This is a genomic window from Prevotella marseillensis, from assembly GCF_900625065.1.
Classification (GTDB): Bacteria; Bacteroidota; Bacteroidia; order Bacteroidales; family Bacteroidaceae; genus Prevotella; species Prevotella rara.
Window position 1 is genome coordinate 3,228,122 of sequence record NZ_UYXY01000001.1, and the last position, 22,802, is coordinate 3,250,923.

The 22,802-nt window shown below is 52.6% G+C and carries 19 protein-coding genes; 15 read left to right on the forward strand and 4 right to left on the reverse strand.

Features of this window, described 5'->3' with window-relative positions; genetic code table 11:
- Nucleotides 1–25: 25 nt before the first annotated feature.
- Entirely contained in the window at nucleotides 26–193 is a 168-nt protein-coding gene (gene rd, locus EJL04_RS12865; RefSeq protein ID WP_021854490.1) for a rubredoxin, read from the forward strand.
- Nucleotides 194–307: 114 nt separating this feature from the next.
- Here the strand turns inward: rd and EJL04_RS12870 are convergent, their stop codons facing one another.
- A complete protein-coding gene (locus EJL04_RS12870; RefSeq protein ID WP_021854489.1) occupies nucleotides 308–490 on the reverse strand; it encodes a hypothetical protein in 183 nt (60 codons plus the stop codon).
- A 333-nt stretch (nucleotides 491–823) separates the two neighbouring features.
- Here EJL04_RS12870 and EJL04_RS12875 point away from each other — a divergent pair, with 333 nt between their 5' ends.
- The 11 genes from EJL04_RS12875 to EJL04_RS12925 all read left to right on the forward strand — a co-directional run bounded on the left by EJL04_RS12875 (nucleotide 824) and on the right by EJL04_RS12925 (nucleotide 15,101).
- Nucleotides 824–2,113 (forward strand): histidine-type phosphatase, encoded by a 1,290-nt coding sequence (locus EJL04_RS12875; RefSeq protein ID WP_125105191.1) that lies wholly within the window; start codon nucleotides 824–826, stop codon nucleotides 2,111–2,113.
- A 277-nt stretch (nucleotides 2,114–2,390) separates the two neighbouring features.
- The gene (gene rpoN / locus EJL04_RS12880; RefSeq protein WP_021854487.1) at nucleotides 2,391–3,899 is read left to right on the forward strand and encodes an RNA polymerase factor sigma-54; all 1,509 of its coding nucleotides are present in this window, start codon (nucleotides 2,391–2,393) and stop codon (nucleotides 3,897–3,899) included.
- Entirely contained in the window at nucleotides 3,896–4,513 is a 618-nt protein-coding gene (locus EJL04_RS12885) for a phosphatase PAP2 family protein (RefSeq protein WP_053397558.1), read from the forward strand. The genes rpoN and EJL04_RS12885 overlap by 4 nt, the downstream gene beginning before the upstream one ends.
- Before the next feature lie 96 nt (nucleotides 4,514–4,609).
- The gene (gene purE, locus EJL04_RS12890) at nucleotides 4,610–5,116 is read left to right on the forward strand and encodes a 5-(carboxyamino)imidazole ribonucleotide mutase (RefSeq protein ID WP_021854485.1); all 507 of its coding nucleotides are present in this window, start codon (nucleotides 4,610–4,612) and stop codon (nucleotides 5,114–5,116) included.
- A gap of 329 nt (nucleotides 5,117–5,445) precedes the next feature.
- The gene (locus EJL04_RS12895; protein WP_125105192.1) at nucleotides 5,446–7,317 is read left to right on the forward strand and encodes a 4-hydroxy-3-methylbut-2-en-1-yl diphosphate synthase; all 1,872 of its coding nucleotides are present in this window, start codon (nucleotides 5,446–5,448) and stop codon (nucleotides 7,315–7,317) included.
- A 433-nt stretch (nucleotides 7,318–7,750) separates the two neighbouring features.
- Nucleotides 7,751–9,346 carry a helix-turn-helix domain-containing protein gene (locus tag EJL04_RS12900; protein ID WP_164511770.1) on the forward strand — a complete coding sequence of 532 codons (1,596 nt, stop codon included), beginning with the start codon at nucleotides 7,751–7,753 and terminating at the stop codon, nucleotides 9,344–9,346.
- Between the two features lie 138 nt (nucleotides 9,347–9,484).
- A complete protein-coding gene (locus EJL04_RS12905; RefSeq protein ID WP_125105194.1) occupies nucleotides 9,485–10,714 on the forward strand; it encodes a hypothetical protein in 1,230 nt (409 codons plus the stop codon).
- On the forward strand, nucleotides 10,671–11,819 hold the full coding sequence (locus EJL04_RS16515) for a hypothetical protein (protein WP_206429382.1): 1,149 nt from the start codon (nucleotides 10,671–10,673) through the stop codon (nucleotides 11,817–11,819). Before EJL04_RS12905 ends, EJL04_RS16515 begins: the two co-directional genes overlap by 44 nt.
- 637 nt (nucleotides 11,820–12,456) lie before the next feature.
- Nucleotides 12,457–13,512, forward strand: coding sequence for a pyridoxal phosphate-dependent aminotransferase (locus EJL04_RS12915; RefSeq protein ID WP_053397554.1), 1,056 nt, complete (start codon nucleotides 12,457–12,459; stop codon nucleotides 13,510–13,512).
- Nucleotides 13,509–14,237: a phosphocholine cytidylyltransferase family protein gene (locus EJL04_RS12920; RefSeq protein WP_053397553.1), complete on the forward strand. Its 729-nt coding sequence runs from the start codon at nucleotides 13,509–13,511 to the stop codon at nucleotides 14,235–14,237. Before EJL04_RS12915 ends, EJL04_RS12920 begins: the two co-directional genes overlap by 4 nt.
- A 51-nt stretch (nucleotides 14,238–14,288) precedes the next feature.
- A complete protein-coding gene (locus tag EJL04_RS12925; RefSeq protein WP_053397552.1) occupies nucleotides 14,289–15,101 on the forward strand; it encodes a LicD family protein in 813 nt (270 codons plus the stop codon).
- Nucleotides 15,102–15,531: 430 nt separating this feature from the next.
- Here EJL04_RS12925 and EJL04_RS12930 read toward each other — a convergent pair whose 3' ends face one another.
- The 3 genes from EJL04_RS12930 to EJL04_RS12940 form a co-directional block, all read right to left on the reverse strand.
- Nucleotides 15,532–17,517, reverse strand: a complete 1,986-nt coding sequence (locus EJL04_RS12930; protein ID WP_053397551.1) for an OPT family oligopeptide transporter — start codon at nucleotides 17,515–17,517, stop codon at nucleotides 15,532–15,534.
- 23 nt (nucleotides 17,518–17,540) lie between these two features.
- The gene (locus EJL04_RS12935; RefSeq protein WP_164511771.1) at nucleotides 17,541–18,767 is read right to left on the reverse strand and encodes a pectate lyase family protein; all 1,227 of its coding nucleotides are present in this window, start codon (nucleotides 18,765–18,767) and stop codon (nucleotides 17,541–17,543) included.
- 406 nt (nucleotides 18,768–19,173) lie between these two features.
- The gene (locus tag EJL04_RS12940; RefSeq protein WP_125105196.1) at nucleotides 19,174–19,872 is read right to left on the reverse strand and encodes an SIR2 family NAD-dependent protein deacylase; all 699 of its coding nucleotides are present in this window, start codon (nucleotides 19,870–19,872) and stop codon (nucleotides 19,174–19,176) included.
- 246 nt (nucleotides 19,873–20,118) lie between these two features.
- On the opposite strand from EJL04_RS12940, the gene EJL04_RS12945 reads away from it, so the two are divergent.
- From EJL04_RS12945 to EJL04_RS16740, 3 genes are all read left to right on the forward strand, one after another.
- Nucleotides 20,119–20,724: a BamJ family beta-barrel-assembly machinery protein gene (locus EJL04_RS12945; RefSeq protein ID WP_021854477.1), complete on the forward strand. Its 606-nt coding sequence runs from the start codon at nucleotides 20,119–20,121 to the stop codon at nucleotides 20,722–20,724.
- Nucleotides 20,725–20,797: 73 nt separating this feature from the next.
- Nucleotides 20,798–21,673, forward strand: coding sequence for a BamJ family beta-barrel-assembly machinery protein (locus EJL04_RS12950; protein ID WP_021854476.1), 876 nt, complete (start codon nucleotides 20,798–20,800; stop codon nucleotides 21,671–21,673).
- Nucleotides 21,674–21,677: 4 nt separating this feature from the next.
- Nucleotides 21,678–22,667, forward strand: coding sequence for a BamJ family beta-barrel-assembly machinery protein (locus tag EJL04_RS16740; protein WP_125105197.1), 990 nt, complete (start codon nucleotides 21,678–21,680; stop codon nucleotides 22,665–22,667).
- Nucleotides 22,668–22,802 lie beyond the last annotated feature (135 nt).

Below are 22,802 nucleotides of genomic sequence, written 5' to 3' on the forward strand. Positions count from 1 at the left end.
ATTTATTAATTAAAAAGTAAGCATTATGAAAAAGTACATTTGTGACACTTGCGGTTATGTATATGACCCCGAAGTAGGCGATCCTGATAACGGCATACAGCCCGGAACAGCATTTGAGGACCTTCCAGAAGATTGGGTTTGCCCTCTATGCGGAGTTGGTAAGGACGAATTCTCAGTAGAAGAAGACGATTAATTCACAGTCGGATATAAAAAGCGCGGAAAGCATCTGTTAAGGCTTTCCGCGCTTTTCTTGTTTCAAGACACGGCCCCGGCGGCAGCTGAAGCGTTGCCTCAAGGCGCTTGCAGGTCAGACAAAGTTGAAAAAATAGCTGAGCATACATGCTGCAACGACGAACGCTGCAAGCAGGCACATTACCGCAAACACGATCTTAGACATTCTCTTGCGGTTCTTGGCGGCCATCAGACTCTTTTTCTTAAATACCTCCGATTCGTCTGTGTGGTCATAGTCTTGTCTTTTGTTTCTTCCCATTTCTTTTATTAATTATTATTTTTTATTACATGCTATGTCATCTTATAAGACTTGCCGGAATTCCGGCCGTAATTCAGGATATGTCATGATAGCGATTTTATTATGCTAAATCTTATTGCACAGACAATCCTTGCACAGAATATCCTAAAATCGTTTCTGTGTCGTTAAAATAATAGTCAATATGCAGGAGGTTGTTTGTTATAGGCCAACGCCTATTTTCATTTCATTCAGATAATTTCGGGCTGCAAAATTATCATTTTTCTTTGGAATAATGAATAATAACGTCATTTTTTAAGTATCTTTGCGGTAAAGAAATAAAAAAATAGTTGTTTTATGGATAAATTATTGCTTTTAGTCCTGTCTTTTTTACTTTTTCAGTCTCCGCTTGAAGCACAGACAGCCCGTGATGAGATAAGAAACAATGTGTGTCTTTCGGCCAGCAACTATCTGGCTTATCCCGGTCCGTCTCAGAAAAAGCTGACGCCCGCCCCCAAAGGTTACAGTCCTTTTTATATAAGTCATTACGGCCGCCACGGCTCGCGCTATCTGATAAGTCCTGACGACTATGATGTCCCGGTGCGTGTCCTTGCCTGTGCCGACAGCCTCGGCAAGCTTACGCCGCTCGGAAAGGATGTGCTCAGACGTGTGACGATGCTCCGCGACGAGGCAGCAGGCCGCCTGGGAGAGCTCACCGAGCTTGGAGCCGAGCAGCACAGGCAGATAGCCCGCCGCATGTATGAACGCTTTCCCGAGGTGTTCAAGGGCAATGTCGTGGTAGATGCAAAGAGCACCGTGGTGATACGTTGCATCCTGTCGATGGAGAACGAGATGCAGCAGCTGCTCCTGATGAACCCCAAACTGACGATAAAGCACGACGCGAGCATGCACGACATGTATTACATGAACCAGAGCGACCCTGCACTTTATGCGCAGAAGATGCCCCGCCGCGCCGAAGTTATGTGGAAAGAATATTGCAGCCGCCGTGTAAATCCTGAGCGGCTGATGCTAAGTCTGTTCAGCGACAGCAGCTATGTTAGGTATGAAGTGGACGCTTCCGACCTCAACTATAAGCTCTTCTCGCTGGCGTCAAACCTGCAGAGCTCGGAGCTCCGCCACAAGATTACGCTCTACGACATATTCACCGGCGACGAGCTCTACGCCAACTGGCAGATGGAGAACACGTGGTGGTATATCAACTACGGCGCATGTCCGCTCAACGGAGCCACTCAGCCCTTCTCGCAGCGCAACCTCCTGCGCAACATAATACATCAGGCCGACAGCTGCATAGCCCTCGACAGGCCCGGTGCAACGCTGCGTTTTGGTCACGAGACGATGGTGCTGCCGCTGACATGTCTGCTCGGCATCAACGGTTACGACAGTCAGATATCAAGCCTTGACAGTCTTGAGAGCAAAGGATGGATCAACTATAAGGTGTTCCCGATGGGCGCAAACATACAGCTGGTGTTCTATCGCCGCAACCGCAACGACAAAGACGTGCTCGTAAAGGTGCTGCTCAACGAGAACGAGGCAACGCTCCCCGTAAAGACCGATTGCGCGCCTTATTATCGCTGGAGCGACTTTAAGAAATACTATCTTGACAAGCTCGACACGTATAAGAATTAGTGACGGTGATGCAATATGTGCCCTTTCAGGTTGCAAAAGGCCACCTTTTAGCTCCTGATATGCCACCTTTTACAACCTAAAAGACGGTATATTGCAAGTGGTTGGATAACAGCGTGTTACGCAGGCCTTGGCAGACTGCCCCGTATGGCCGTGCGGCAGGCTGTGATAAGCGCAGCCGGCACACCGCTTATGGTGAGCAGAACCTTTTGGGGCCGTAAGGAAAAATATTCAGTATTAATTACTCTTCTTCACGGAAAAATATTAATTTTGCAGCGTTATGGCACAAAATCTCATTCAGACACAGGCGCAGAAACAGGTTCAGACACAGCGCCTCACTCAGCAGCAGATGCTCGTGGTGCATCTGCTTGAAATGCCGTTGACAGAACTGGAGCACAGCGTGGCGGCCGAGATTGACGACAATCCCGCCCTTGAAGTTGCCGGGCCAGACGACGTTCAGCCTGCCGACGACATGCATGAGAGCGTTTCCGGTTCAGACGAAGACGACGACTTTGACACCGTCAACGAGCGTGAGGAGCGCGAGTCGGCGCTCGACCAGGCCCTTTCGGGCATCGGAATGGACGACGAGATGCCTGAGGCCGCGCAGTATGTGGCAAGCAACAACCAGAATGCTGACTATGAGGAGATAACCTACGGCGACCAGGTGTCGTTCTACGACAGGCTCAAGGAGCAGATGGTAGACGTGGAGCTTACGCCCCGCGAGCACGAGATTATGGAGTATCTCATCGGTTCGCTCGACGGCGACGGACTTCTGCGCAAGGACATTGCCACGCTGAGCGACGAGCTGGCCATATACCATAACATAGATGCAAGCGAGCATGAGATAGAGCATGTGCTGCATGTGCTGCAGACGTTCGACCCTGCCGGCATAGGCGCACGCAACCTGCGCGAGTGTCTCCTGCTGCAGATAAGGCGCAGGGACAAGTCGGAGATGCGCTCGATGATGGAGCGTGTGATAACAGAATGCTTCGACGAGTTCATGAACAAGCGCTGGGACAAGATAGCATCGCAGCTCGGCATCGACACCGACACCGTGAAGACGGTTCACAACGAACTGCTGAAGCTAAACCCGAAGCCCGGCTCTTCGCTCGGCGAGACCGAGGGACGCAACATCCAGCAGATAACTCCCGACTTTATAGTAGACACGGCCGACGACGGCACAGTGTCGTTCTATATCAACAGCGGCAACGTGCCCGACCTCTATGTGTCAGACTCCTTCACCGACATGGTGAAGAGTTACCAGAAGAACAAGAGCAAGATGAGCCGCAGCGAGAAGGAGGCCCTGCTCTACGCCAAGGAGAAGGTGGAGCGCGCCCAGGGCTTTATCGACGCCATAAAGCAGCGCCGCCACACTCTGTATGTCACCATGAAGGCCATAATAGACATACAGAAGGCATACTTTCAGGACGGCGACGAGAGCGACCTGAAGCCCATGATACTCAAGGATGTGGCCGACAAGACCGGCCTCGACATATCCACCATATCGCGCGTAAGCAACATGAAGTATGCCCAGACACGCTGGGGCACGTTCAAGCTGCGCCACTTCTTCAGCGACAGCGTTAAGACAGAGAGCGGCGAGGAGATGTCGACGCGCAAGATAAAGGCCGCCCTTAAGGACATAATTGACAACGAAGACAAGCGCCGCCCGCTAAGCGACGACGCCATAAAGGATAAGATGAACGAGAGCGGATACCCCGTGGCACGCCGCACGATAGCAAAATATCGCGAGCAGCTGGGCATCCCCGTCGCCCGACTAAGAAAGAAATGAAAGAGAAAGAGATTATTTTCACGGCCAAGGTGCTGAGCGTTCTGTTCACGCCTTTCTATCTTCCGATATTAGGCCTTTTGATTCTTTTCATCTTCAGTTACCTCAGCCTGTTGCCCCTGACCTACAAGCTGTTCCTGCTGTTGATGTTCTATCTGTTCACGGTATTTCTTCCTACGGCCCTTATCCGTTTCTACCGGCGCTATCAGGGCTGGACGCTCATAGAGCTGGGCAGCCGCGAGAGGCGCGCCATTCCTTATGTGATATCCATTTTTTCTTATCTTCTGTGCTATTACATAATGGCTGCCACCCATGTGCCCCACTTCATGGGGAGCATCCTTATAGCAGCCCTTGTGATACAGGTGGCCTGCGCCATCATAAATCTTTTCATCAAGATATCCACCCATACGGCAGCCATCGGCGGCGTTACCGGTGCGTTGCTGGCTTTTTCAGTTATATTTTCGTTCAATCCGGTGTGGTGGCTCTGCATTGTGCTGCTGCTTGCCGGCATGGTAGGCACGAGCCGCATGATTCTGCGTCAGCATTCTCTGCGCCAGGTGGTGCTGGGCTATCTGGCAGGCGTGGCATGCTCGTTTGTGTCTGTGCTGCTGTTCTGAGCAGTGCGTCTTTGTGCCTGCGGCGCTCAGTGTTGTGGCCGCAAGCCGTAAAAGTTTCGACCAGATAATGTATATTTAAAATAAAACAAGCTTAATATGAAACCATTAGTAAGTATCATCATGGGCAGCACGAGCGACCTGCCCGTTATGGAGAAGGCATGTAAGTTTCTCGACGAGATGCATATCCCGTTTGAGGTTAACGCCCTGTCGGCCCACCGCACGCCCGACGCTGTTGAGGCTTTTGCCAAAGGAGCCAAGGAGCGCGGCATCAAGGTGATAATAGCCGGAGCCGGAATGGCTGCCGCCCTGCCGGGCGTGATAGCAGCGTCGACCACTCTGCCGGTTATCGGAGTGCCCATCAAGGGTATGCTCGACGGTCTCGACGCCATGCTGAGCATCATACAGATGCCGCCGGGAATACCTGTTGCTACGGTTGGCGTAAACGGCGCAATGAACGCTGCCATACTGGCCGTAGAGATGATTGCGCTGGCCGACGAAGAGGTTGCCGCACGCCTTGCTGACTATAAGGCAGGACTGGGAGCCAAAATCGAGAAGGCCAACAAAGACCTCGCCGAGGTGAAGTATGAGTATAAGACAAACTGATTTATAATTCAGGAGTTAAAGTAGTTAAAGAAGTTATCGCTCACGACGTGAGCTGAGTAGTTAAAGTCAAATGCCTTGTCTGTTATGGCAGGCAAAGTTAGTGCATGTCATTTCTGTGCTTTGCTTAGTGGAAATCTGTGTAGGCAAACATTGCTATGCAGCATTCTGAGATATATGACAGTTAAGATGTTTCTCTTTAACGGCCCTGCTTTAGTGCAGGACGACAGGCGTTGACGAAGACATCATCATGACATATGACTTTAACTACTTAGCTCACGTCGTGAGCGATAACTTCTTTAACTACTTTAACTCCTAAAAAAGTACAAGTCATGGACATCTTTAATTACACCCGAAGGGATAGTTCGGTTGTCAATGTGGGCGCAACTCCGCTGGGAGGAGACAATCCGGTGAGGATACAGTCGATGACAACCACGTCGACCAACGACACCGAGGGAAGCGTGGAGCAGGCCATACGCATAATTGAAGCCGGAGGAGAGTATGTGAGACTCACCACACAGGGCGTGCGCGAGGCCGAAAACCTGAAGAACATCAATGCCGGACTGAGGAGCAGAGGATATAACACTCCGCTCGTGGCCGACGTCCACTTTAATCCTCACGTGGCCGACGTGGCCGCGCTGTATGCCGAGAAGGTGAGGATAAACCCGGGCAACTATGTCGACCCGGCGCGCACGTTCAAGAAACTTGAATATACCGACGAGGAATATGCCGCAGAGCTGCAGAAGATAGAGAAGCAGTTTGTGCCCTTCCTCAACATCTGCCGCGAGAACCACACGGCCATACGCATAGGCGTAAACCACGGCTCGCTCTCCGACCGCATAATGAGCCGCTACGGCGACACACCTGCCGGAATAGTGGAGAGCTGCATGGAGTTTCTGCGTATATGCAAGCGTGAAAACTTCACGGATGTGGTAATCTCGATAAAGGCCAGCAACACGGTTGTCATGGTGCAGTCGGTTCGCCTGCTCGTCGAGGCAATGGACAAGGAAGGCATGAAGTACCCCTTGCACCTCGGAGTAACCGAGGCCGGCGAGGGCGAAGACGGCCGCATAAAGAGTGCCGTGGGCATCGGAGCGCTGCTGGCCGACGGCATTGGCGACACCATACGCGTGTCGCTGAGCGAGGAGCCGGAGGCTGAGATACCCGTGGCGCGCCATCTTGTAGACTATGTCGGCAAGAAACAGGGCCACATGCTCATACCGGGCAAGGCCTTTGAGGGCTTCTGCTGGACATCGCCCGAGCGCCGCAAGACACGCGCCGTGATGAACATCGGAGGCGACAACGTGCCCGTTGTGATATCATCACGCCTCGGCAGCGACGCCGCTCCGGCTGATGCTGCAGGCAAGGACATGACGCCCGACTATATATACACAGGTCAGACTCTGCCAGCAGAACGCTTTGCCGGACAGCGCTACATCGTAGACTTCGGCGTGTATGCTGACCTCGAAGACAAGACCGGCGTATATCCCATATTCCCATATAACGCCGTGCCGCTGATATCTTCAGTAGACGCGCCGCTGAAATTCCTTGTACTCCAGTTTGGCGTCGACACCGACGAATACACGGCCTGCCTCAAGTCGCACCCCGAAGTGGTGGTGATATGCGTCAGCAACCATCAGAACCGTCTCGGCGAACAGCGCGCCCTGCTGCACGACATGATGTCGGCAGGACTCACCAATCCCGTTGTATTCTGCCAGATGTACCGCCACTCGCAGGACGAGAAGGGCAACTTCCAGCTTGAGGCGGCAGCCGACATGGGTGCGCTGATGTTCGACGGACTGACCGACGGACTGTGGCTCATGAACGACGGCACGCTCTCGGCAGCCGACATAGACGCCACGGCGTTCGGCATACTGCAGGCTGCACGACTGAGAACGTCGAAGACCGAATATATCAGCTGTCCCGGATGCGGCCGCACACTCTACGACCTGCGCTCTACGATAGCCCGCATCAAGGAGGCCACCAAGGACATGAAGGGCCTCAAGATAGGCATAATGGGCTGTATAGTGAACGGTCCGGGCGAGATGGCCGACGCCGACTACGGATATGTGGGCGCTGGACGCGGCAAGATATCGCTCTACCGCAGAAAGGAATGCGTGGAGAAGAACATACCCGAGGCCGAAGCCGTTGACAAGCTGCTGAAGCTCATCGAGAGCGACCGCGCAGCCAATGCAGCCGGCTGAAAGCCGCTATAGCAGCTCACGTATTAAGCTGGTCCGAAGGCTTCAGGCGCATCATTCAGGTCAGGTTTAAGCCCCGTCATGAAGCCAGTCGGCAAAGCCTTCGTAACATACTGACATTCAACGTATTGCAAAAGGCCGTCTTTTACACGCTAAAAGACGGCCTTTTACGTGCCGAAAGCATACCTTTTGCAAGGCGAAAGGTATGCTTTCGCAAAACGCCTCTGCAGCAACGGCCTTGCAGGCAGCCCTCGTCAGACCTTTAGACGCCGGTGCCGCGTTGCCTTGCTCAATATAGCATTAATCAATATAAATCTTGCCTATCTCGCTTTTTTGGCGTATTTTTGCCAAACGAAGACACTAAGGCCGCTTGCCGGTGCCTAAGATGCGCATGGCTTCCGGCTTTCGTCTGTCATACATACCAAGATATTCACCAATGGCAATAAATATTCTGAGCATACCGGTCAAGGCCTGTAGGCCTATCGTGCTGGCTCTGCTTTCGTTGGCGGCGGTTGTCGTTTTTGCACAGTCGGCCGGCAGTCTCGGCAGGCGGTTGGCAGGCGTTGCCGTGGATAAAATCAACAGCGAAGGCGACAGATGTCTCGAAGAGGGAAAGGTAGACAGCGCCATGGCCTACTATATGGTTGCCGCCGGACGTTATGACAGCGCTATGGACAAGGACGATAAGTTTTCGTGTGTCGACGCACTCAACAACATCGGTGCAATAAAGTTTTTCCTCCATCACGATTATATCCAGGCATTTTCCTATCTGACAAAAGGCTTGGAGATTTCAGAAGAGACAGGCTACGACAAGATAAAAGCAAAGATTTATGTCAATCTTGCCGGCGTACACACCATCTTCGGCGACTCGGCAGTTGCTGCCCGGCTTATGAGCGAGGCGTTCAGGATAAGCAAGGAGCAGCATGACTGGTATATCTACACGGCCGCCTTCATCGATCTTGCCAACCATCTGGCCGTCAACGACAACCTGGCAGGCATGAAGGATGAGGCCGACGACTTCTCGTCGACATCCATACCCGACAGCATTAAGATGAAGAACTATGCGCTGTGGCTGTGCCGTGGCGTCAAGCTCTATCAGCAAGGGCGCTACGACGACTGCCTCAAGGCCCTTAAGTCGGCTGCCGGGCACGTGAAGCCCGACCTGCAGGAGAAAATATGTCTGCACATCGTCGATATGCTTGCGGCCAAGGCATATGCGGCCAAGGGCATGTATGGCATGGCTGTTAAGCGCCTCAAGTCAAACATGACAGCCGACATACCCATATATTCGCTCTACAATTCGTATAAGGCCCTGTCGGCGTTTTATGCCAAGATGGGGGCAGCCGACTCATCAGAGGCATATCGTGTAAAATACCTTTTGATAAACGACACAACCTTGTCGTACAGCGACTATATGCGCATACGCGACTACGAGTGCCGATTCCTTCCGGCAAGAGTTATGGGCGAACTTGATACCTCAGGTGCATCCGGCATTTCCGGCGGCCTGATAGCCGTTCTGCTGGCATTTGTATCAGCATCAGCTGCCGGCACGATGATATGGCTGAGGTCACGAAACCGCCGCAAGGCTAAGGCCGGTGGCAGGCCGACAGCCGGCAGGGCAACATCTGTCCGGCATTCAGGCGGGGTGCAGCAGACCACCGGGCCTGACGAAAAGACACAGGAACTGGCACGCATGATAAGACAGTTTATGGAGACATCGGCCGAAATCTATCAGCAGGATTTCTCGCTCGAGAAGATGGCAGCCATGCTCGGGATACACACCCGGACGGCTTCGCGTGTCATAAACGAAGTGTTCGGCATCAATTTCAGCACCCTTCTGTCGCAATACCGCATAGAGGAGGCGTGCCGGCGCCTGTCGTCTCCTGAATATGCCAACGTAACCATACAGGCCGTAGCCGTAGACATTGGCTTCAGAAGCCGTAGCAATTTCGCCATGGTTTTCAAGAAGTTCACAGGCGTTTCGCCCAACGAGTATCAGAAGGAAGCCTTCGGAAAAAAGGCTTCCGATTGACATAAAGACACCAGAAAACGTACAAATATGTTCTAATTTCCGAAATTAGTTCGCATTTTTATAACTTTATCTTGCTTCTGAATTACACATTAATGATATTTGCATTTGTCAAGTTCTAACCTAAAAAACACACTTGTTATGAATAACTTTACAATGCACATCATTAAAGCCGCGGCCATGACGCTCGTCGCTGCGGTATGCATAACCGTTCAGGCCGCAGGCCCGAAACGCGTTGTTCAGGTTCAGAAAGCTAAAAAGCAGGTAGTGATAACTGATGTAAACTCTGATGTTACGCCGGCACCGCTGAAGATACGGCCTAACAATGCCAGTGCCGCTCAGCGCGATATCCTTATCGATGAAGACTTCTCGAAGGTTACCGGAGGCTCGATGGAAACTCCCGACACCACCAAGTTCTTGGCTTCATCATATTACGAGCCGGGCATATTCATCGACCCCTCAATGACTAAAGACGGCACGTGGGCAGGAGAGTCGGTCTATGCTGCCGGCGGCGCATTGTATCTTAAGACTTACAACCCCATGATTTACGCGGCCCTGATGACTCCGCTTGGCGACTATTCGGGCGAGATAACACTGACTTTCAAGGTCAAGGCCATGCCGTGCTGGATTGTGTACAACGAAGATCCTGAGACAGGTGAGGAAATATGGGGCCTCTCCAGAGGTTCAACCATAGGCGTGCAGGTGTGCAGAGGCGGTTACACTTCGAGTCAGCTGGCCGATACCGACCTGGAAGACGGCAGCGGATATTATACCACGCGCCTCTACGAAAATCAGGGATGGACGGAGATAGAGCTCCACTTCAACAACTATTCGGGCGACAGCGACGGCTATATCTGCTTCTTCACCGAAGGCGCAGTGCTCATTGACGACGTTAAAGTGACGTCGGCGCCGACGTTCCTTGCCGCACCTAAGGTTGTAGGCGTAACCGACTTCCAGGCCGACAGGTTCACTATTGAGTGGCAACCTTTGCGCAAGGCGTTTGAATATTACGTCGACCTGTATAAGATGACTTATACTTCTGACACGGACGGAGCCTTCTCTGAAGATTTTGAAAACTACACCGCACCGCAGGAAGGATGGGGCGTTACATCTTCTGAAATATCACCCGACAAGGGCATGGATGGCTCGAAGGCCATGGTAATGTATGACCGCGACACGCTGACAACGCCCGAAAATGGTGCAACCTACAAGACGATGGACTTCTATATGAAGTTTGTTACACATTACGACGACCCATATATGTCGATGGCAACTGTCTATGTGGATGGTCTTACCGAAAGTGGCTGGAAGACTGTGGCCTATATTTATGCCTCATATTTTATTGACGGAGACATTGTCAGACTGGGGTGATGAAAGCAACGACACTTACTACGACTATACCGACGGCACGAGCTACACGTTCACCGGACTTGACCCTGAGACAGAATATTACTACTCTGTGCGCGGACATTATGTGTTCACCTTCTCAGACAAGTTGATCTATCACGCATTCGGCGTATGCTCGCCTGAAGTGCTGCCGGCAAGCAACATAGACTCGAACGGAAGCTTCACGGCAAACTGGAATCTTGCCCCGAAGGCCACCGGATATACGGTTGAGATGTTTGGCGTGACGAAAGTGGAGGAGGATGATGCCGACTTCATACTGCTTGAGGAGACATTCGATAAGATTAATGACGAAGTTACATCGGCCACCGACTGGCGCTCGCCTGAAATACTCGGCAACGATGACAGCAGCCGACTTGACCAGTACACCGCATTGCCGGGATGGACAGGTGTGGGCAACACCATCGCCCAAGGTATGCTCGGATGCGAAAGCTCTTCGTATATACTCACAGAAATAGTGACGCCCGAGATATATGTAGGCAACGATGATGAAATCAGAGTGTATGTCAAGGCGTATGGCGGATTGGGCGACCAGCTTATATTAAGAGTGGACGGAAAGTCGTATTTCGTGCCGTTTGAGCAGTCAGAAGAGGGCACCGGATATATCAACGGACTGTATTCACTGCCTGTAACGTCAGAGTTTGCGCAGATTGTGATGTTCACCTCTAACTATGGAGCATTCATGCTTGACGAGATTCGCTTCACCCAGGCTGTCAATAAGGGCGACGTCGTGATTACGCCTATAGCGGCTGTGGACACTGACTCTGAAACAACTTCCTATATGTTTACCGGCCTTGACGGCTACGGCTTTGATACTTACGGATATTATGTAACGTCGCACTTTGAACTTGAAGGCAAGAGCACGACATCGCAGCCGTCAGAGACTGTTGTTGTAAACTTGCAGACCGGCGACAGCCATGTCACCACAGGCATGGATAGTGCTAAGGCTGATGCAGGTGTCAGCGAAGTGGCGCGCTACTCGCTCGACGGCCGCAAGCTCTCGGCTCCTCAGAAGGGAATAAACATATTGAGGATGAGCGACGGCACGACACGCAAGGTTATCGTGAAGTAATGTGCCAACAGATGTGACATATAATTACCTGAATTGTGAGGCTCCGTCTCTTCTTCCGTCATTGGAAGTAAGAGGCGGAGTTTCTGCTTATAAATTCAGACAGCTTTGATTACCACAAACCGGGCGTCAGGATTATGCCAATAGAAAATAAAAAGACTGCTGAAGGCATGAATGCAAAAAGTAGATGAAGCGATATGCGGTATAATGACAGATTGGGGATTTACTTTGCCGTTATCGTTAATGGTGCAGGCTGCAATCCGTGTTGAGGAGCAAAATAAAGGCCGGTTAACGGCTGTCTGGCCCTGTATATAATGTGCTGAATTGGCATTTTGCGTCCGCCTTCGTAACATACTGACATTCAACGCATTGCAAAAGGACGTCTTTTACACGCTAAAAGACGGCCTTTTACGTGCCGAAAGCATACCTTTTGCAAGGCGAAAGGTATGCTTTCGCAAAACGACTCCTCGCATGCCGCTCCGCCGTGCCTGCCTGTCGGCTGTTTGTGCCGTTATAACCGATGATATGGTCTATAATTCAGACCGACCGCCATAAAACACTCCTGAAAGACAAATAATTAGCGCTAAAATTAGAATTTTATATAAAATATATTTACCTTTGCAATCAAATATAAATATATATGAAAACAGAATTAAATTATCTTGACAGGAACGAATTTAATTTCGAGCCTTCTCAAGAGGTAAAGGACGCAATTAAGAATTTTGATCTTAACAAGCTCTGTTTTTACACACGTATCTATGATCAGGGGAAGAAGAGCATATTCTCGGTATTCCTTTCAGAACAATACAGCATCGACGAGAAGCAGATTGTGCTGGGCTACGGCGCAGAGGACCTGCTGAAGATGGCCGTTCACTACTTCCTTACGGGCAGCGACGGCAACAAGACCATGCTGATACCCAAGTTTTCGTGGTGGTATTACAAGTCGATAGCCGACGAGGTTGACGGCCGCACGCTGCAATATCCTGTGTATGAGACCGAAGACTCGTTTGCATACGACTTCGACGGGCTGCGCCGCATGATAGCTGAGGAGAACCCGAAGATACTGCTCGTGGCGTCGCCCAACAATCCTACGGGCAACGGACTCACGCCCGATGAGCTTGAACAGCTGGTGGGCATGGTGCCTGCCACTACCGTTGTGCTCGTCGACGAGGCCTATGCTTCGTATGTAACCGAAGACATATCTTACATAAGAAACCTCATAGCAAAATATCCCAACATAATATTCTGCCGCACGCTGTCTAAGTTCTACGGACTGCCGGGCCTGCGCCTTGGCTTCGGGTTCATAGGCAAGGGCGAGACGATGGAGCGCTTCAGCCGCTATGCCAACAAGTATCTGGGATACGACCGCCTGTCGGAGGAGATTGGCATTGCCGCCCTTAAGTCGGACGCCCACTACCGCGAGATAGCCCGCGTGATGGACGAGGCGCGCCGCATGTACACCGACGAGATAGGCTCTCTGCCCGGATTCAAGGTGTATAAGTCGATGGCAAACTTCATCCTCATTAAATATCCTATCGAACTGAAGGCCGCCCTGCAGCAGGAATTTGCCGGACAGAGCTATAAGGTGAAGTTTATGGACGAGCCTGACATCAACTCGCACATGCGAATAACCCTCGGACGCAGGGAGCAGAACCGCATGGTGGCTGACATAATACTAAAAGTTGCAAAGCGATGATAGCCGTAATATTAGCCGCCGGAATGGCGTCGCGGCTGCGTCCGCTCACAGACGACCGCCCGAAGTGCCTGCTGCGCGTGGGCAGCAAGTGCATACTGCAGCGCACGGTAGACAGCCTTGTGGCTGCCGGAATAAGGCAGATAGTGGTGGTTACGGGCTATCGCGGAGGCATGATACGCCTGTTTCTCGAGGGCAACTATCCCGACATCGACTTCCACTTCATTGAGAACGCCGACTTCAAGACCACCAACAACATATATTCTCTGTGGCTCACAAAGCCCTATGTTGCCGGACGCGAGTTTATGCTGCTCGACAGCGACATCCTCTTCGACGGCCGCATAGTGGAGCGTGTGCTTGCAGCGCCCGACACAACCCTTGCGCTCAACAGCCACAAGCTGGGCGAAGAGGAGATTAAGGTGATAACCGACGAAGACGGAAAGGTGAGCGAGATAAGCAAGACATGCAGCATAGACAAGGCCATAGGCGAGTCTATCGGCATAGAGAAGATATGCGCCGACTATTCAGAGGCACTGTTCAGCGAGCTCGACCGCATGATTGAGGGCGAGCATCTTGTGGACATATTCTATGAGAGAGCCTTCGAGCGGCTCATCCCGCAGGGCCATAAGTTCAGCGTGGTGGACACCTCCGACCTCTTCTCTATAGAGCTCGACACCGTTGAAGACTTTAATCAGGCTTCACAACTGATACCCCGTGAACTGTTCTGACACATGCCGTCAGAAGGCCGACAATCATCATACATAAAACAAAAAGCTGTTATGGCTGAATACAACATACGTGAGCTGCAGCTCAGAATACTCGAAACGCTAAAGGCTGTAGACAACGTCTGCCGCGAGCACAACCTGCGCTACTATATCTGGGCAGGCACAATGATAGGGGCGGTGAGGCACAAGGGCTTTATTCCTTGGGACGACGACCTCGACATTGCCATGCCGCGCCCTGACTACGACCGCCTCATTGAGCATGCTGCAGAGTGGCTGCCTAAGCCCTATGAGATGGTCTGCGCCGAGAACGACGGCGTCTATCCGCTGCCGTTTGCCAAGATTCAGGATGCCGACACCACGCTCATAGAGCGCATGCACCTTAAGTATCTGGGCGGCATTTATCTCGACGTGTTCCCCATCGACGGAGTGCCCGAGGGCGCAGTGGCGCGCAAGCTCCACTTCGCACGCTACGAATATTACAAGCGAGTGCTCTATCTGCTCTTCCGCGACCCCTACAAGCACGGCCACGGACCAAGCTCGTGGGTGCCCCTGCTGTGCCGCCGCATGTATACGCTTGCAGGAGTTCAGCAGCGCATAAGCCGCCTGCTCCACCGCTACAGCTACGACAAGTGTCGCCTTGTGGCCGACTATGACGACGGCTCAAAGGGCGCAATGGACAAGAAGATACTGGGAACGCCGGTGCCATACACCTTTGAAGATACCAAGGTGATGGGCGTTAGCGACTATGACACATATCTGTCTAACAAGTATGGCGACTACATGACCATACCAAAACACAGCGCCCAGCGCCAGCACAACTTCCATTATCTCGACCTGAATCATCCTTACAGAGAGTTCAAGCAATGACAAATACAGAGCAGGACGGCAGCCGCCGTCCTGCTTTTTTATTGTTCCTGCCTGTCTTTTAAGTTCGTTTTATTTTGCCTTAATCCGTATTTTATTCTGCCTTAATCTGTATTCCATTCTGTCTTAATCCACCTTCCACCTTGTCTTAATCCGTCTTCCGTTCAGCCTTCTCTGTTCTGCGTGTCATCGTTATCCGTCCCTTTAATTTGCCGTTATCTTCATTTCCTTTTCATTCAGACAGCCTTACGGGTTGAGGCCGCGCTGCATACGGCCTTATGCCTGTGGCAGTCTGTGCGCCGGATGACGTTGCGGCAGACAACAAAAAATCCGGACTTATGCATCTTTACGATGTCGCATAAGTCCGGATCTATATGTCATGGCCCTGTTGCAGGCCTTATTTTATTTCTCTAAGTCGTGCTTCAGCCAGGCTTTAAGCCTTCTTTGTGCTCTTTATCAGATAAACGATGAGCAGGGCATAAGCTACGAGCGAGCATATCTCAGACAGCGGGTTGGCCAGCCATTCGGTGTTGAGCACGTCAACTTCGGCAAAGCGCAGCAGTGCACTTACAACGCCCATGAGCGCTCCTCCGGCAATGAATCCGCTGGCAATGAGCGTTCCCTTCTCGCCGCGCTCTCTGTTTACTTCCTCGTTCTTAGAGCGTGTTGTAACATACCAGTTGATGGCTCCGCCGATAAGCAGCGGTATGTTGAGCTGTATTGGGATAAACATACCGAGGGCGAAGGCCAGTGCAGGCACCTTGAGCCATGTCAGCACGATGGCTATGACGGCTCCGATGGCATAGAGAACCCACGGTGCGTCGATGCCGTTCATGAGCGGATCGATGACAGCCGCCATTGCGTTGGCCTGAGGAGCGGCAAGCTGTCCGCTGGCAAATCCGTAGGTCTTGTCGAGCAGAATCATCACTCCACCCACTGTGGCAGCCGAAACCAGAGTGCCGAGGAACTTCCATGTCTCCTGCTTGCGCGGCGTAGAGCCGAGCCAGTAGCCTATCTTAAGGTCGGTGATGAACGAGCCTGCAACTGACAGAGCGGTACATACCACGCCGCCCATGATGAGTGCAGCCACCATGCCGCCCGTGCCTTTAAGGCCTACTGCCACCATAACCACAGAGGCAAGGATGAGCGTCATGAGCGTCATGCCCGACACAGGGTTAGATCCTACGATGGCAATGGCGTTGGCAGCCACTGTGGTGAAGAGGAAGGCTATTACGGCAACGAGCAGTATGCCCACAACGGCGAAGAGCAGGTTGCCCTCCATTACGCCGGCCCAGAAGAATATGAAGGTGATTATTATCGTGGCTATCGAGCCTATGGCGATAATCTTGAAGGGGATGTCGCGCTGTGTGCGGGGCAGTTTCTCGGCAGCAGTCTTGTTGCCCTTCATCTCCTTTGCGGCAAGACCTACGGCCTGCTTGATGATGCCCCACGACTTGATGATGCCTATGATGCCGGCCATGGCTATGCCGCCGATGCCGATATACTTGCCGTAAGCGTTGAAGATGTCTTCAGGCGCCATGGCTCCTACGGCTGTGCTTATTGACGGATCCCACTGGTTGAGCACCGTGTCGGGGAACATCAGCGCCATGGCGGGCACGATGAGCCACCACACTGCCAGCGAGCCGAGGCAGATGATGAAGGCATACTTGAGGCCCACGATGTAGCCGAGACCCAGCAGGGCGGCTCCGGTGTTTACCTTAAACACGAGCTTGGCCTTGTCGGCGAGCATCTCGCCCCAGCCGAACACGCGTGTGGTGAAGTTCTCGTTCCACCATCCGAACGTTGCCACGATGAAGTCGTAGAGACCGCCCACCAGTCCGGCGAGCAGCAGCGGCTTGGCCTGCTTGCCGCCCTTGGCTCCGCTGACGAGCACCTGTGTGGTGGCCGTTGCCTCGGGGAAGGGATACTTGCCGTGCATGTCCTTAACGAAGTATTTGCGGAACGGTATGAGGAACAGTATGCCCAGGATGCCTCCCAGCAGCGAGCTGAGCAGGATGTTGATGAACGAGGCGCTCATCTCAGGATACTTGTCCTTGAGGATGTAGAGGGCGGGCAGGGTGAATATGGCACCTGCCACCACGGCTCCTGAGCACGCTCCGATGCTCTGTATGATGACGTTCTCGCCCAGGGGGTTGCGGCGCTTGGCTGCCGTAGACACGCCCACGGCAATGATGGCTATAGGTATGGCGGCCTCGAACACCTGGCCTACGCGCAGGCCAAGGTATGCGGCAGCGGCCGAGAAGAGTATGGCCATGAGCACACCCCATGTAACCGACCAGCCGTTGACTTCGGGATAAGCCTTGTCGGGGCTCATCACGGGCTGGTATTCTTCGCCCTCCTTCAACTCGGTGAAGGCGTTTTCGGGCAACTTAATGTTGTCTTTAATTTCGTTTTCCATTGTGCTTTATTGTTTTTTAAGGTTTATTTTATCATCACTTTAGACGTTGCCACGGTGCCGTCGGCCATCTTTCTGACTACGATGTTGAGGCCCTTCTGCGGCTGCGACAGCTGCATGCCCGACGGCGAGAAGTAGGTTACCGACAGCGTCTCGGCTGCGGCTGCGCCCGGGTTGGCTATTGCTGTGGTTACGCCCTGGCCGTATTCAACGTTGAGAGTGGCTCCGGCGTATGCTTTCACCTCGTCTTTCACGAGGCTTGCGTCGTAGCCTTCGAGCTGATAGTGGTCAGAAGGTATGAAGTATTCTATGCTGCCCGAGCGCTTCTGTTCGTCCTCGGCGCCGATGTTTCCGGTCAGCGTTATGTTGTAGTCGGTGTATTCTCCGCTTGTGGCGTAGTTCTTCCATGGGTTCTTAACGTCGTCGAACACGCACTTTTCAACGTATGCGTTGCACTTGTAGCCTGTTCCGATGCAGTAGTTGGTGAGCGACGACGAGTAGAGGCAGTTGAGCAGATGCACCTGTCCGAAGCGTATGCGAGGCATGCGCTCGCGGCATCCCTCGTCCCACCAGCAGCTGTAGAATGTGGTGCGCAGCTTGCCCTCGCTCTCGGTCTCGCTGTCGCTTCCGCCCCAGAGGTTGCTGTAGCGGTGGTCGTCCGAGCCGCCTGAACCTCCCTCCCAGGGCTCTTTCAGATAGCGGAAGCGGCACCATGATATGCTGATATGGTCGGAGCCGTTGTTGCAGTCGAAGTTGCCGTCCACTCCGTCCTGAAAGTCGCAGTGGTCAACCCACACGTAGCTGCAGTTTGTAAGGTTAAGGTTGTCGTTGCCGTCGATGTCGAAGGCGCCAGCACTCTTGAACGTTACGTTGCGTATTATTATGTTCTTGCTGTTCTTGAACGACAGTATGCCGCTCTTCTTGACGTCGGTAGAGTGGATGCTGTTTACCAGGGCCGAGCCCGGCAGTCCGTAGATGGTCTTGTTCTGCACGTTCTCCATGCTTACAAGGCCTGTTATGTCAATCTCTCCCTCAATGTAGATAGTGTGCTTGTAGGTGCCTACGAGCGCCGTTTTCAGCTCGCTCATGGTGGTCACCTTGATGGCGCCCTCGTCGTTTCCGCCCGTTATGGTGCCGCCGACAGTGCCCCAGCCCACCGGACTGTTGTAGTCGTGGGCTGACATCTGTGCCTTTGCGGCCGTGCCAACGGCGAGCAGCATGAGTGCGCACAGCGTTAGTTTTGAAATGTTCATAAGACTTTTGTAGTTGTTAATTTTCATATACGATTCAGCCCGGCGCCGGCCCCGGCCATGCGCCCTGTGAGCGCGTGAGGTGCAGGCGGCGCCAAGGTCCGCTGATGTTTGCAGCTGCAAATTTAATTAAAATATGACAACAACATAGCAAAAAATGCTTTTTGTTTAGTTTTTGTTTGCAATAGTTCCGCATGGTTTCGGGCACTTCTGCCGCCAGCCGTTGCGGGGCAGAAGTGCAAAAGGCCACCTTTCACACTGCGAAAGGTGGCCTTTTGCACGCTAAAACGTGGCCTTTTAGAGCCTAAAAAGCCATGTTTTGCACGGGTGTATGTAACTGTCTGTAATACAACGCGTTACATCTGCCGATATGATTGCCCTTGACAGACACGGCGCCTTGTCTCAGGCATCATTTCATGAGTATGTCCGACAGCTGGCGCATGCCTTCAGATGCTCCTGCCGTTATCTGCTTCACGTCGTGGCGTCCGGCAGCCATCACTGGCTTGGGGTCGATGAGATATACGGGCACGCCGGGCCTTACATACTGCACGAGGCCTGCCGCCGGATAGACGTTGAGCGACGTGCCTATGATTACGAATATGTCGGCGCCCATGGCCTCTTCGGCCGCCTTCTCGATGTTGGGCACCGCCTCGCCGAAGAACACTATGTAGGGGCGCAGCAGCGAGCCGTCGCCGGCCTTCTCGCCGGGCTTCACCTCAAGGCAGTCGGGCGTGAGCGTCTTGATGAAGTGGGGGTTGTCTACGTCGCGGCTCGAGCACACCTTCATCAGCTCGCCGTGCAGATGTATCACCTTCGAGCTGCCTGCCTCCTCGTGCAGGTTGTCCACGTTCTGCGTAACCACCGTTACGTCATACTTCTCTTCGAGCGCCGCCACAAGCCTGTGTCCCTCGTTTGGCCTGGCAGCCTGCAGCTTCTTGCGCAGCATGTTGTAGAAGTTATTTACATACACGGGGTCGGTCTCCCACGCCTCATGTGTGGCCACGCGCGCCACGGGATAGTTCTCCCACAGTCCGTCGGCGTCCCTGAACGTGCTCAGCCCGCTCTCAACCGACATTCCGGCACCAGTAAGAACAACAATTTTCTTCATCACTTTTCTATAGTTAAAAGGTTATCCGGCAGTCCTTTCCCGGGCCGACTAGCCGCCGTTCTTGGTGCGGCTTGATGCGGCTGGCGCCTGCAGTTGGCATATCAGCGCGCCGCCGCCCGGCCAAAAGACTATTAACAATGCACAAAATTAGTGATTTTTCTTCAATAATAATTCCGTAATCAGATAAAAATGCTACCTTTGCACGATTTTATTAAGGTAGTAATCATAAACAAATAGACAAAGAAAATGGATAAAGTAAGTTACGCTTTAGGATTGGGCATCGGCCGCCAGCTGGCACAGATGGGTGCGTCAGAGCTGAATATTGATGATTTCGCTGCGGCGATCAAGGACGTTATCGCGGGCAACGAGCTCAAGGTATCTAACCGTGAAGCGCAAACAATAGTACAGGATTACTTCCGCAAGCAGGAAGAGAAACTCAACGCCGAGCGCGCCGAGAAAGGAAAGGTTGCCAAGGCTGAAGGCGAGAAATATCTGGCCGAGAACGCCAAGAAAGAAGGCGTGGTTACGCTTCCCAGCGGACTGCAATATATGGTGCTGAAGGAAGGCAACGGCAAGAAGCCGAAGGCTACCGACCAGGTGAAGTGCCACTATGAGGGATTCCTCATCGACGGCACAGTGTTCGACAGCAGCATACAGCGCGGCGAGCCGGCAGTGTTCCCCCTCAACCAGGTTATAGCAGGATGGACAGAAGGCTTGCAGCTGATGCAGGAAGGCGCCAAGTACCGCTTCTTCATACCCTACATCCTCGGCTACGGCGAGGGCGGTGCAGGAGCTTCAATACCTCCATACGCAGCGCTGATATTCGACGTTGAGCTGCTCGAGGTGCTCTAAGCGGGCAGCCCGGCATGGCGGCAGGAGCCGTTAAAGTAAAGAATAAATAAAACAATAACGAATAAAAACAAAGATGAAAAAGCTTACATTCGCAGCCGTTTGGGCTGTAGCAGCCGCATCATTGGTTTCTTGCGGCAATTCAACACCTAAGGCAGACCTGAAAAACGATGTCGACACAGTGAGCTATGCCATAGGTATGGCACAGACACAAGGTCTGAAGGACTATCTGGTAAGAGGACTCGGAGTAGACACAGCATACATGGACGAGTTCTTCAAGGGACTTAACGAAGGAGCCAACGCAGGCGACGACAAGAAGAAGGCCGCTTACTACGCAGGTATACAGATCGGTCAGCAGATATCTAACCAGATGGTTAAGGGCATCAACCACGAACTCTTCGGCAGCGACTCAACAAAGACTATATCTCTGAAGAACTTCATGGCAGGCTTCATCAGCGGTACAACCGGCAAGAACGGACTCATGACCGTTGAGCAGGCTCAGCGCGTGGCTCAGCTCAAGATGCAGGCCATCAGAAGCAAGGCCATTGAGGAGCAGTATGGCGCCAACAAGAAGGCTGGCGAGAAATATCTTGCTGACTATGCCAAGAAGGCCGGAGTGAAGAAGCTCGAGGGCGGCGTGCTCTACAGAGTTATCAAGGAAGGCAAGGGCGAGATGCCTACAGATACATCTACCGTAAAAGTTCACTACGAAGGAAAGACAATCGACGGCAAGGTGTTCGACAGCTCTTACGAGCGTAAGGAGCCTGTAACGCTGCGCGCCAACCAGGTAATCCCGGGATGGACCACAGCCCTGACACACATGCCTGCCGGAAGCGTTTGGGAGGTTGTAATACCTCAGAACCTCGCTTATGGCGACCGTGAGCAGAAAGACATCAAGCCTTTCTCTGTGCTTATCTTCAAAATAGAACTTATCAGTTTAGGTAACAAATAATTAAATGAAGAAAATAATTTTAGCAGCACTCGCCATTCTGGTGAGTGCTTCTTTCAATACGGCAGACGCTGCCGCAAAGAAGAAGAAAGACAAGAAGGCCGTAGAGGAGCCTGCAAAGATTAGTCTGATAACCAAGTCTGACTCGCTCAGCTATTCAGCCGGCATGGTGCGCACCGACGGCCTTGTGCCCTACCTGAAGCAGGGCTTCGGCGTTGACACAGCCTACATGGCCGACTTCATCAAGGGATATGAAGACGCCGTGGCAAGGGGCATCGACGAAAAGACAAAGGCATACTTTGCCGGAGAGCAGATAGCCCTGATGGTAAGCCAGCGCATGCTGCCCTTCCTGAAGGACGAGTTCAAGGGCCAGAGCGACTCTATCAGCGAGGCACTCTTCAACAAGGGATTTGTCAGCGCGCTGAAGAAAGACTACACGCTGATGACAGACTCTGCTGCAAAAGACTATTTCGACAAGGCCTTCAAGCAGGCTGTCGATGCGCGCAACGAGGCCACACGCAAGGCCGGCGAAGACTTCCTGGCTGCCAACAAGACCAAGGAAGGCGTGGTTGCGCTTCCCAGCGGACTTCAGTATAAGGTGCTCGTAAAGGGCAACGGAGAGATTCCTTCTGTAGACGACGAAGTAACCGTGAAGTATGAAGGACGGCTGATAGACGGCACTGTGTTCGACAGCAGCTACAAGCGTCCCGGCGAAACAGCCAAGTTCCGCCCCAACCAGGTTATCAAGGGATGGACAGAGGCCCTCACAATGATGCCCGTTGGCAGCAAGTGGGAACTGTACATACCGCAGAATCTGGCCTACGGCGACCGCAAGGCAGGAGCCATCAATCCTTACAGCACGCTGATATTCACCGTCGAGATGGTTTCGGTAGAGAAGGCTAAGAAGCCCGAGGCCGAGGCTGCCGCAAAGGGTGCTGACAGCAAGAAGACAGCAGCGAAGACTGCCGCAAAGAAAACAGCCAAGACAAAGAAATAGTGTTCATTTGTCATAAAAAAGCATGGGAGACCGGCCAAGGTCTCCCTTTTTTTATTTCATTCTGCATAAAATGCGCTATTTTTTATGTCAAAATGTTGTATAACTCATTTTTAATATGTAAATTTGCTCGCATCA

Coding starts and splice junctions, on each gene's coding strand:
- rd (WP_021854490.1), top strand. CDS start 26: ATGAAAAAGTACATTTGTGACACTTGCGGTTATGTATATGACCCCGAA.
- EJL04_RS12870 (WP_021854489.1), bottom strand. CDS start 490: ATGGGAAGAAACAAAAGACAAGACTATGACCACACAGACGAATCGGAG.
- EJL04_RS12875 (WP_125105191.1), top strand. CDS start 824: ATGGATAAATTATTGCTTTTAGTCCTGTCTTTTTTACTTTTTCAGTCT.
- rpoN (WP_021854487.1), top strand. CDS start 2,391: ATGGCACAAAATCTCATTCAGACACAGGCGCAGAAACAGGTTCAGACA.
- EJL04_RS12885 (WP_053397558.1), top strand. CDS start 3,896: ATGAAAGAGAAAGAGATTATTTTCACGGCCAAGGTGCTGAGCGTTCTG.
- purE (WP_021854485.1), top strand. CDS start 4,610: ATGAAACCATTAGTAAGTATCATCATGGGCAGCACGAGCGACCTGCCC.
- EJL04_RS12895 (WP_125105192.1), top strand. CDS start 5,446: ATGGACATCTTTAATTACACCCGAAGGGATAGTTCGGTTGTCAATGTG.
- EJL04_RS12900 (WP_164511770.1), top strand. CDS start 7,751: ATGGCAATAAATATTCTGAGCATACCGGTCAAGGCCTGTAGGCCTATC.
- EJL04_RS12905 (WP_125105194.1), top strand. CDS start 9,485: ATGAATAACTTTACAATGCACATCATTAAAGCCGCGGCCATGACGCTC.
- EJL04_RS16515 (WP_206429382.1), top strand. CDS start 10,671: ATGCCTCATATTTTATTGACGGAGACATTGTCAGACTGGGGTGATGAA.
- EJL04_RS12915 (WP_053397554.1), top strand. CDS start 12,457: ATGAAAACAGAATTAAATTATCTTGACAGGAACGAATTTAATTTCGAG.
- EJL04_RS12920 (WP_053397553.1), top strand. CDS start 13,509: ATGATAGCCGTAATATTAGCCGCCGGAATGGCGTCGCGGCTGCGTCCG.
- EJL04_RS12925 (WP_053397552.1), top strand. CDS start 14,289: ATGGCTGAATACAACATACGTGAGCTGCAGCTCAGAATACTCGAAACG.
- EJL04_RS12930 (WP_053397551.1), bottom strand. CDS start 17,517: ATGGAAAACGAAATTAAAGACAACATTAAGTTGCCCGAAAACGCCTTC.
- EJL04_RS12935 (WP_164511771.1), bottom strand. CDS start 18,767: ATGAACATTTCAAAACTAACGCTGTGCGCACTCATGCTGCTCGCCGTT.
- EJL04_RS12940 (WP_125105196.1), bottom strand. CDS start 19,872: ATGAAGAAAATTGTTGTTCTTACTGGTGCCGGAATGTCGGTTGAGAGC.
- EJL04_RS12945 (WP_021854477.1), top strand. CDS start 20,119: ATGGATAAAGTAAGTTACGCTTTAGGATTGGGCATCGGCCGCCAGCTG.
- EJL04_RS12950 (WP_021854476.1), top strand. CDS start 20,798: ATGAAAAAGCTTACATTCGCAGCCGTTTGGGCTGTAGCAGCCGCATCA.
- EJL04_RS16740 (WP_125105197.1), top strand. CDS start 21,678: ATGAAGAAAATAATTTTAGCAGCACTCGCCATTCTGGTGAGTGCTTCT.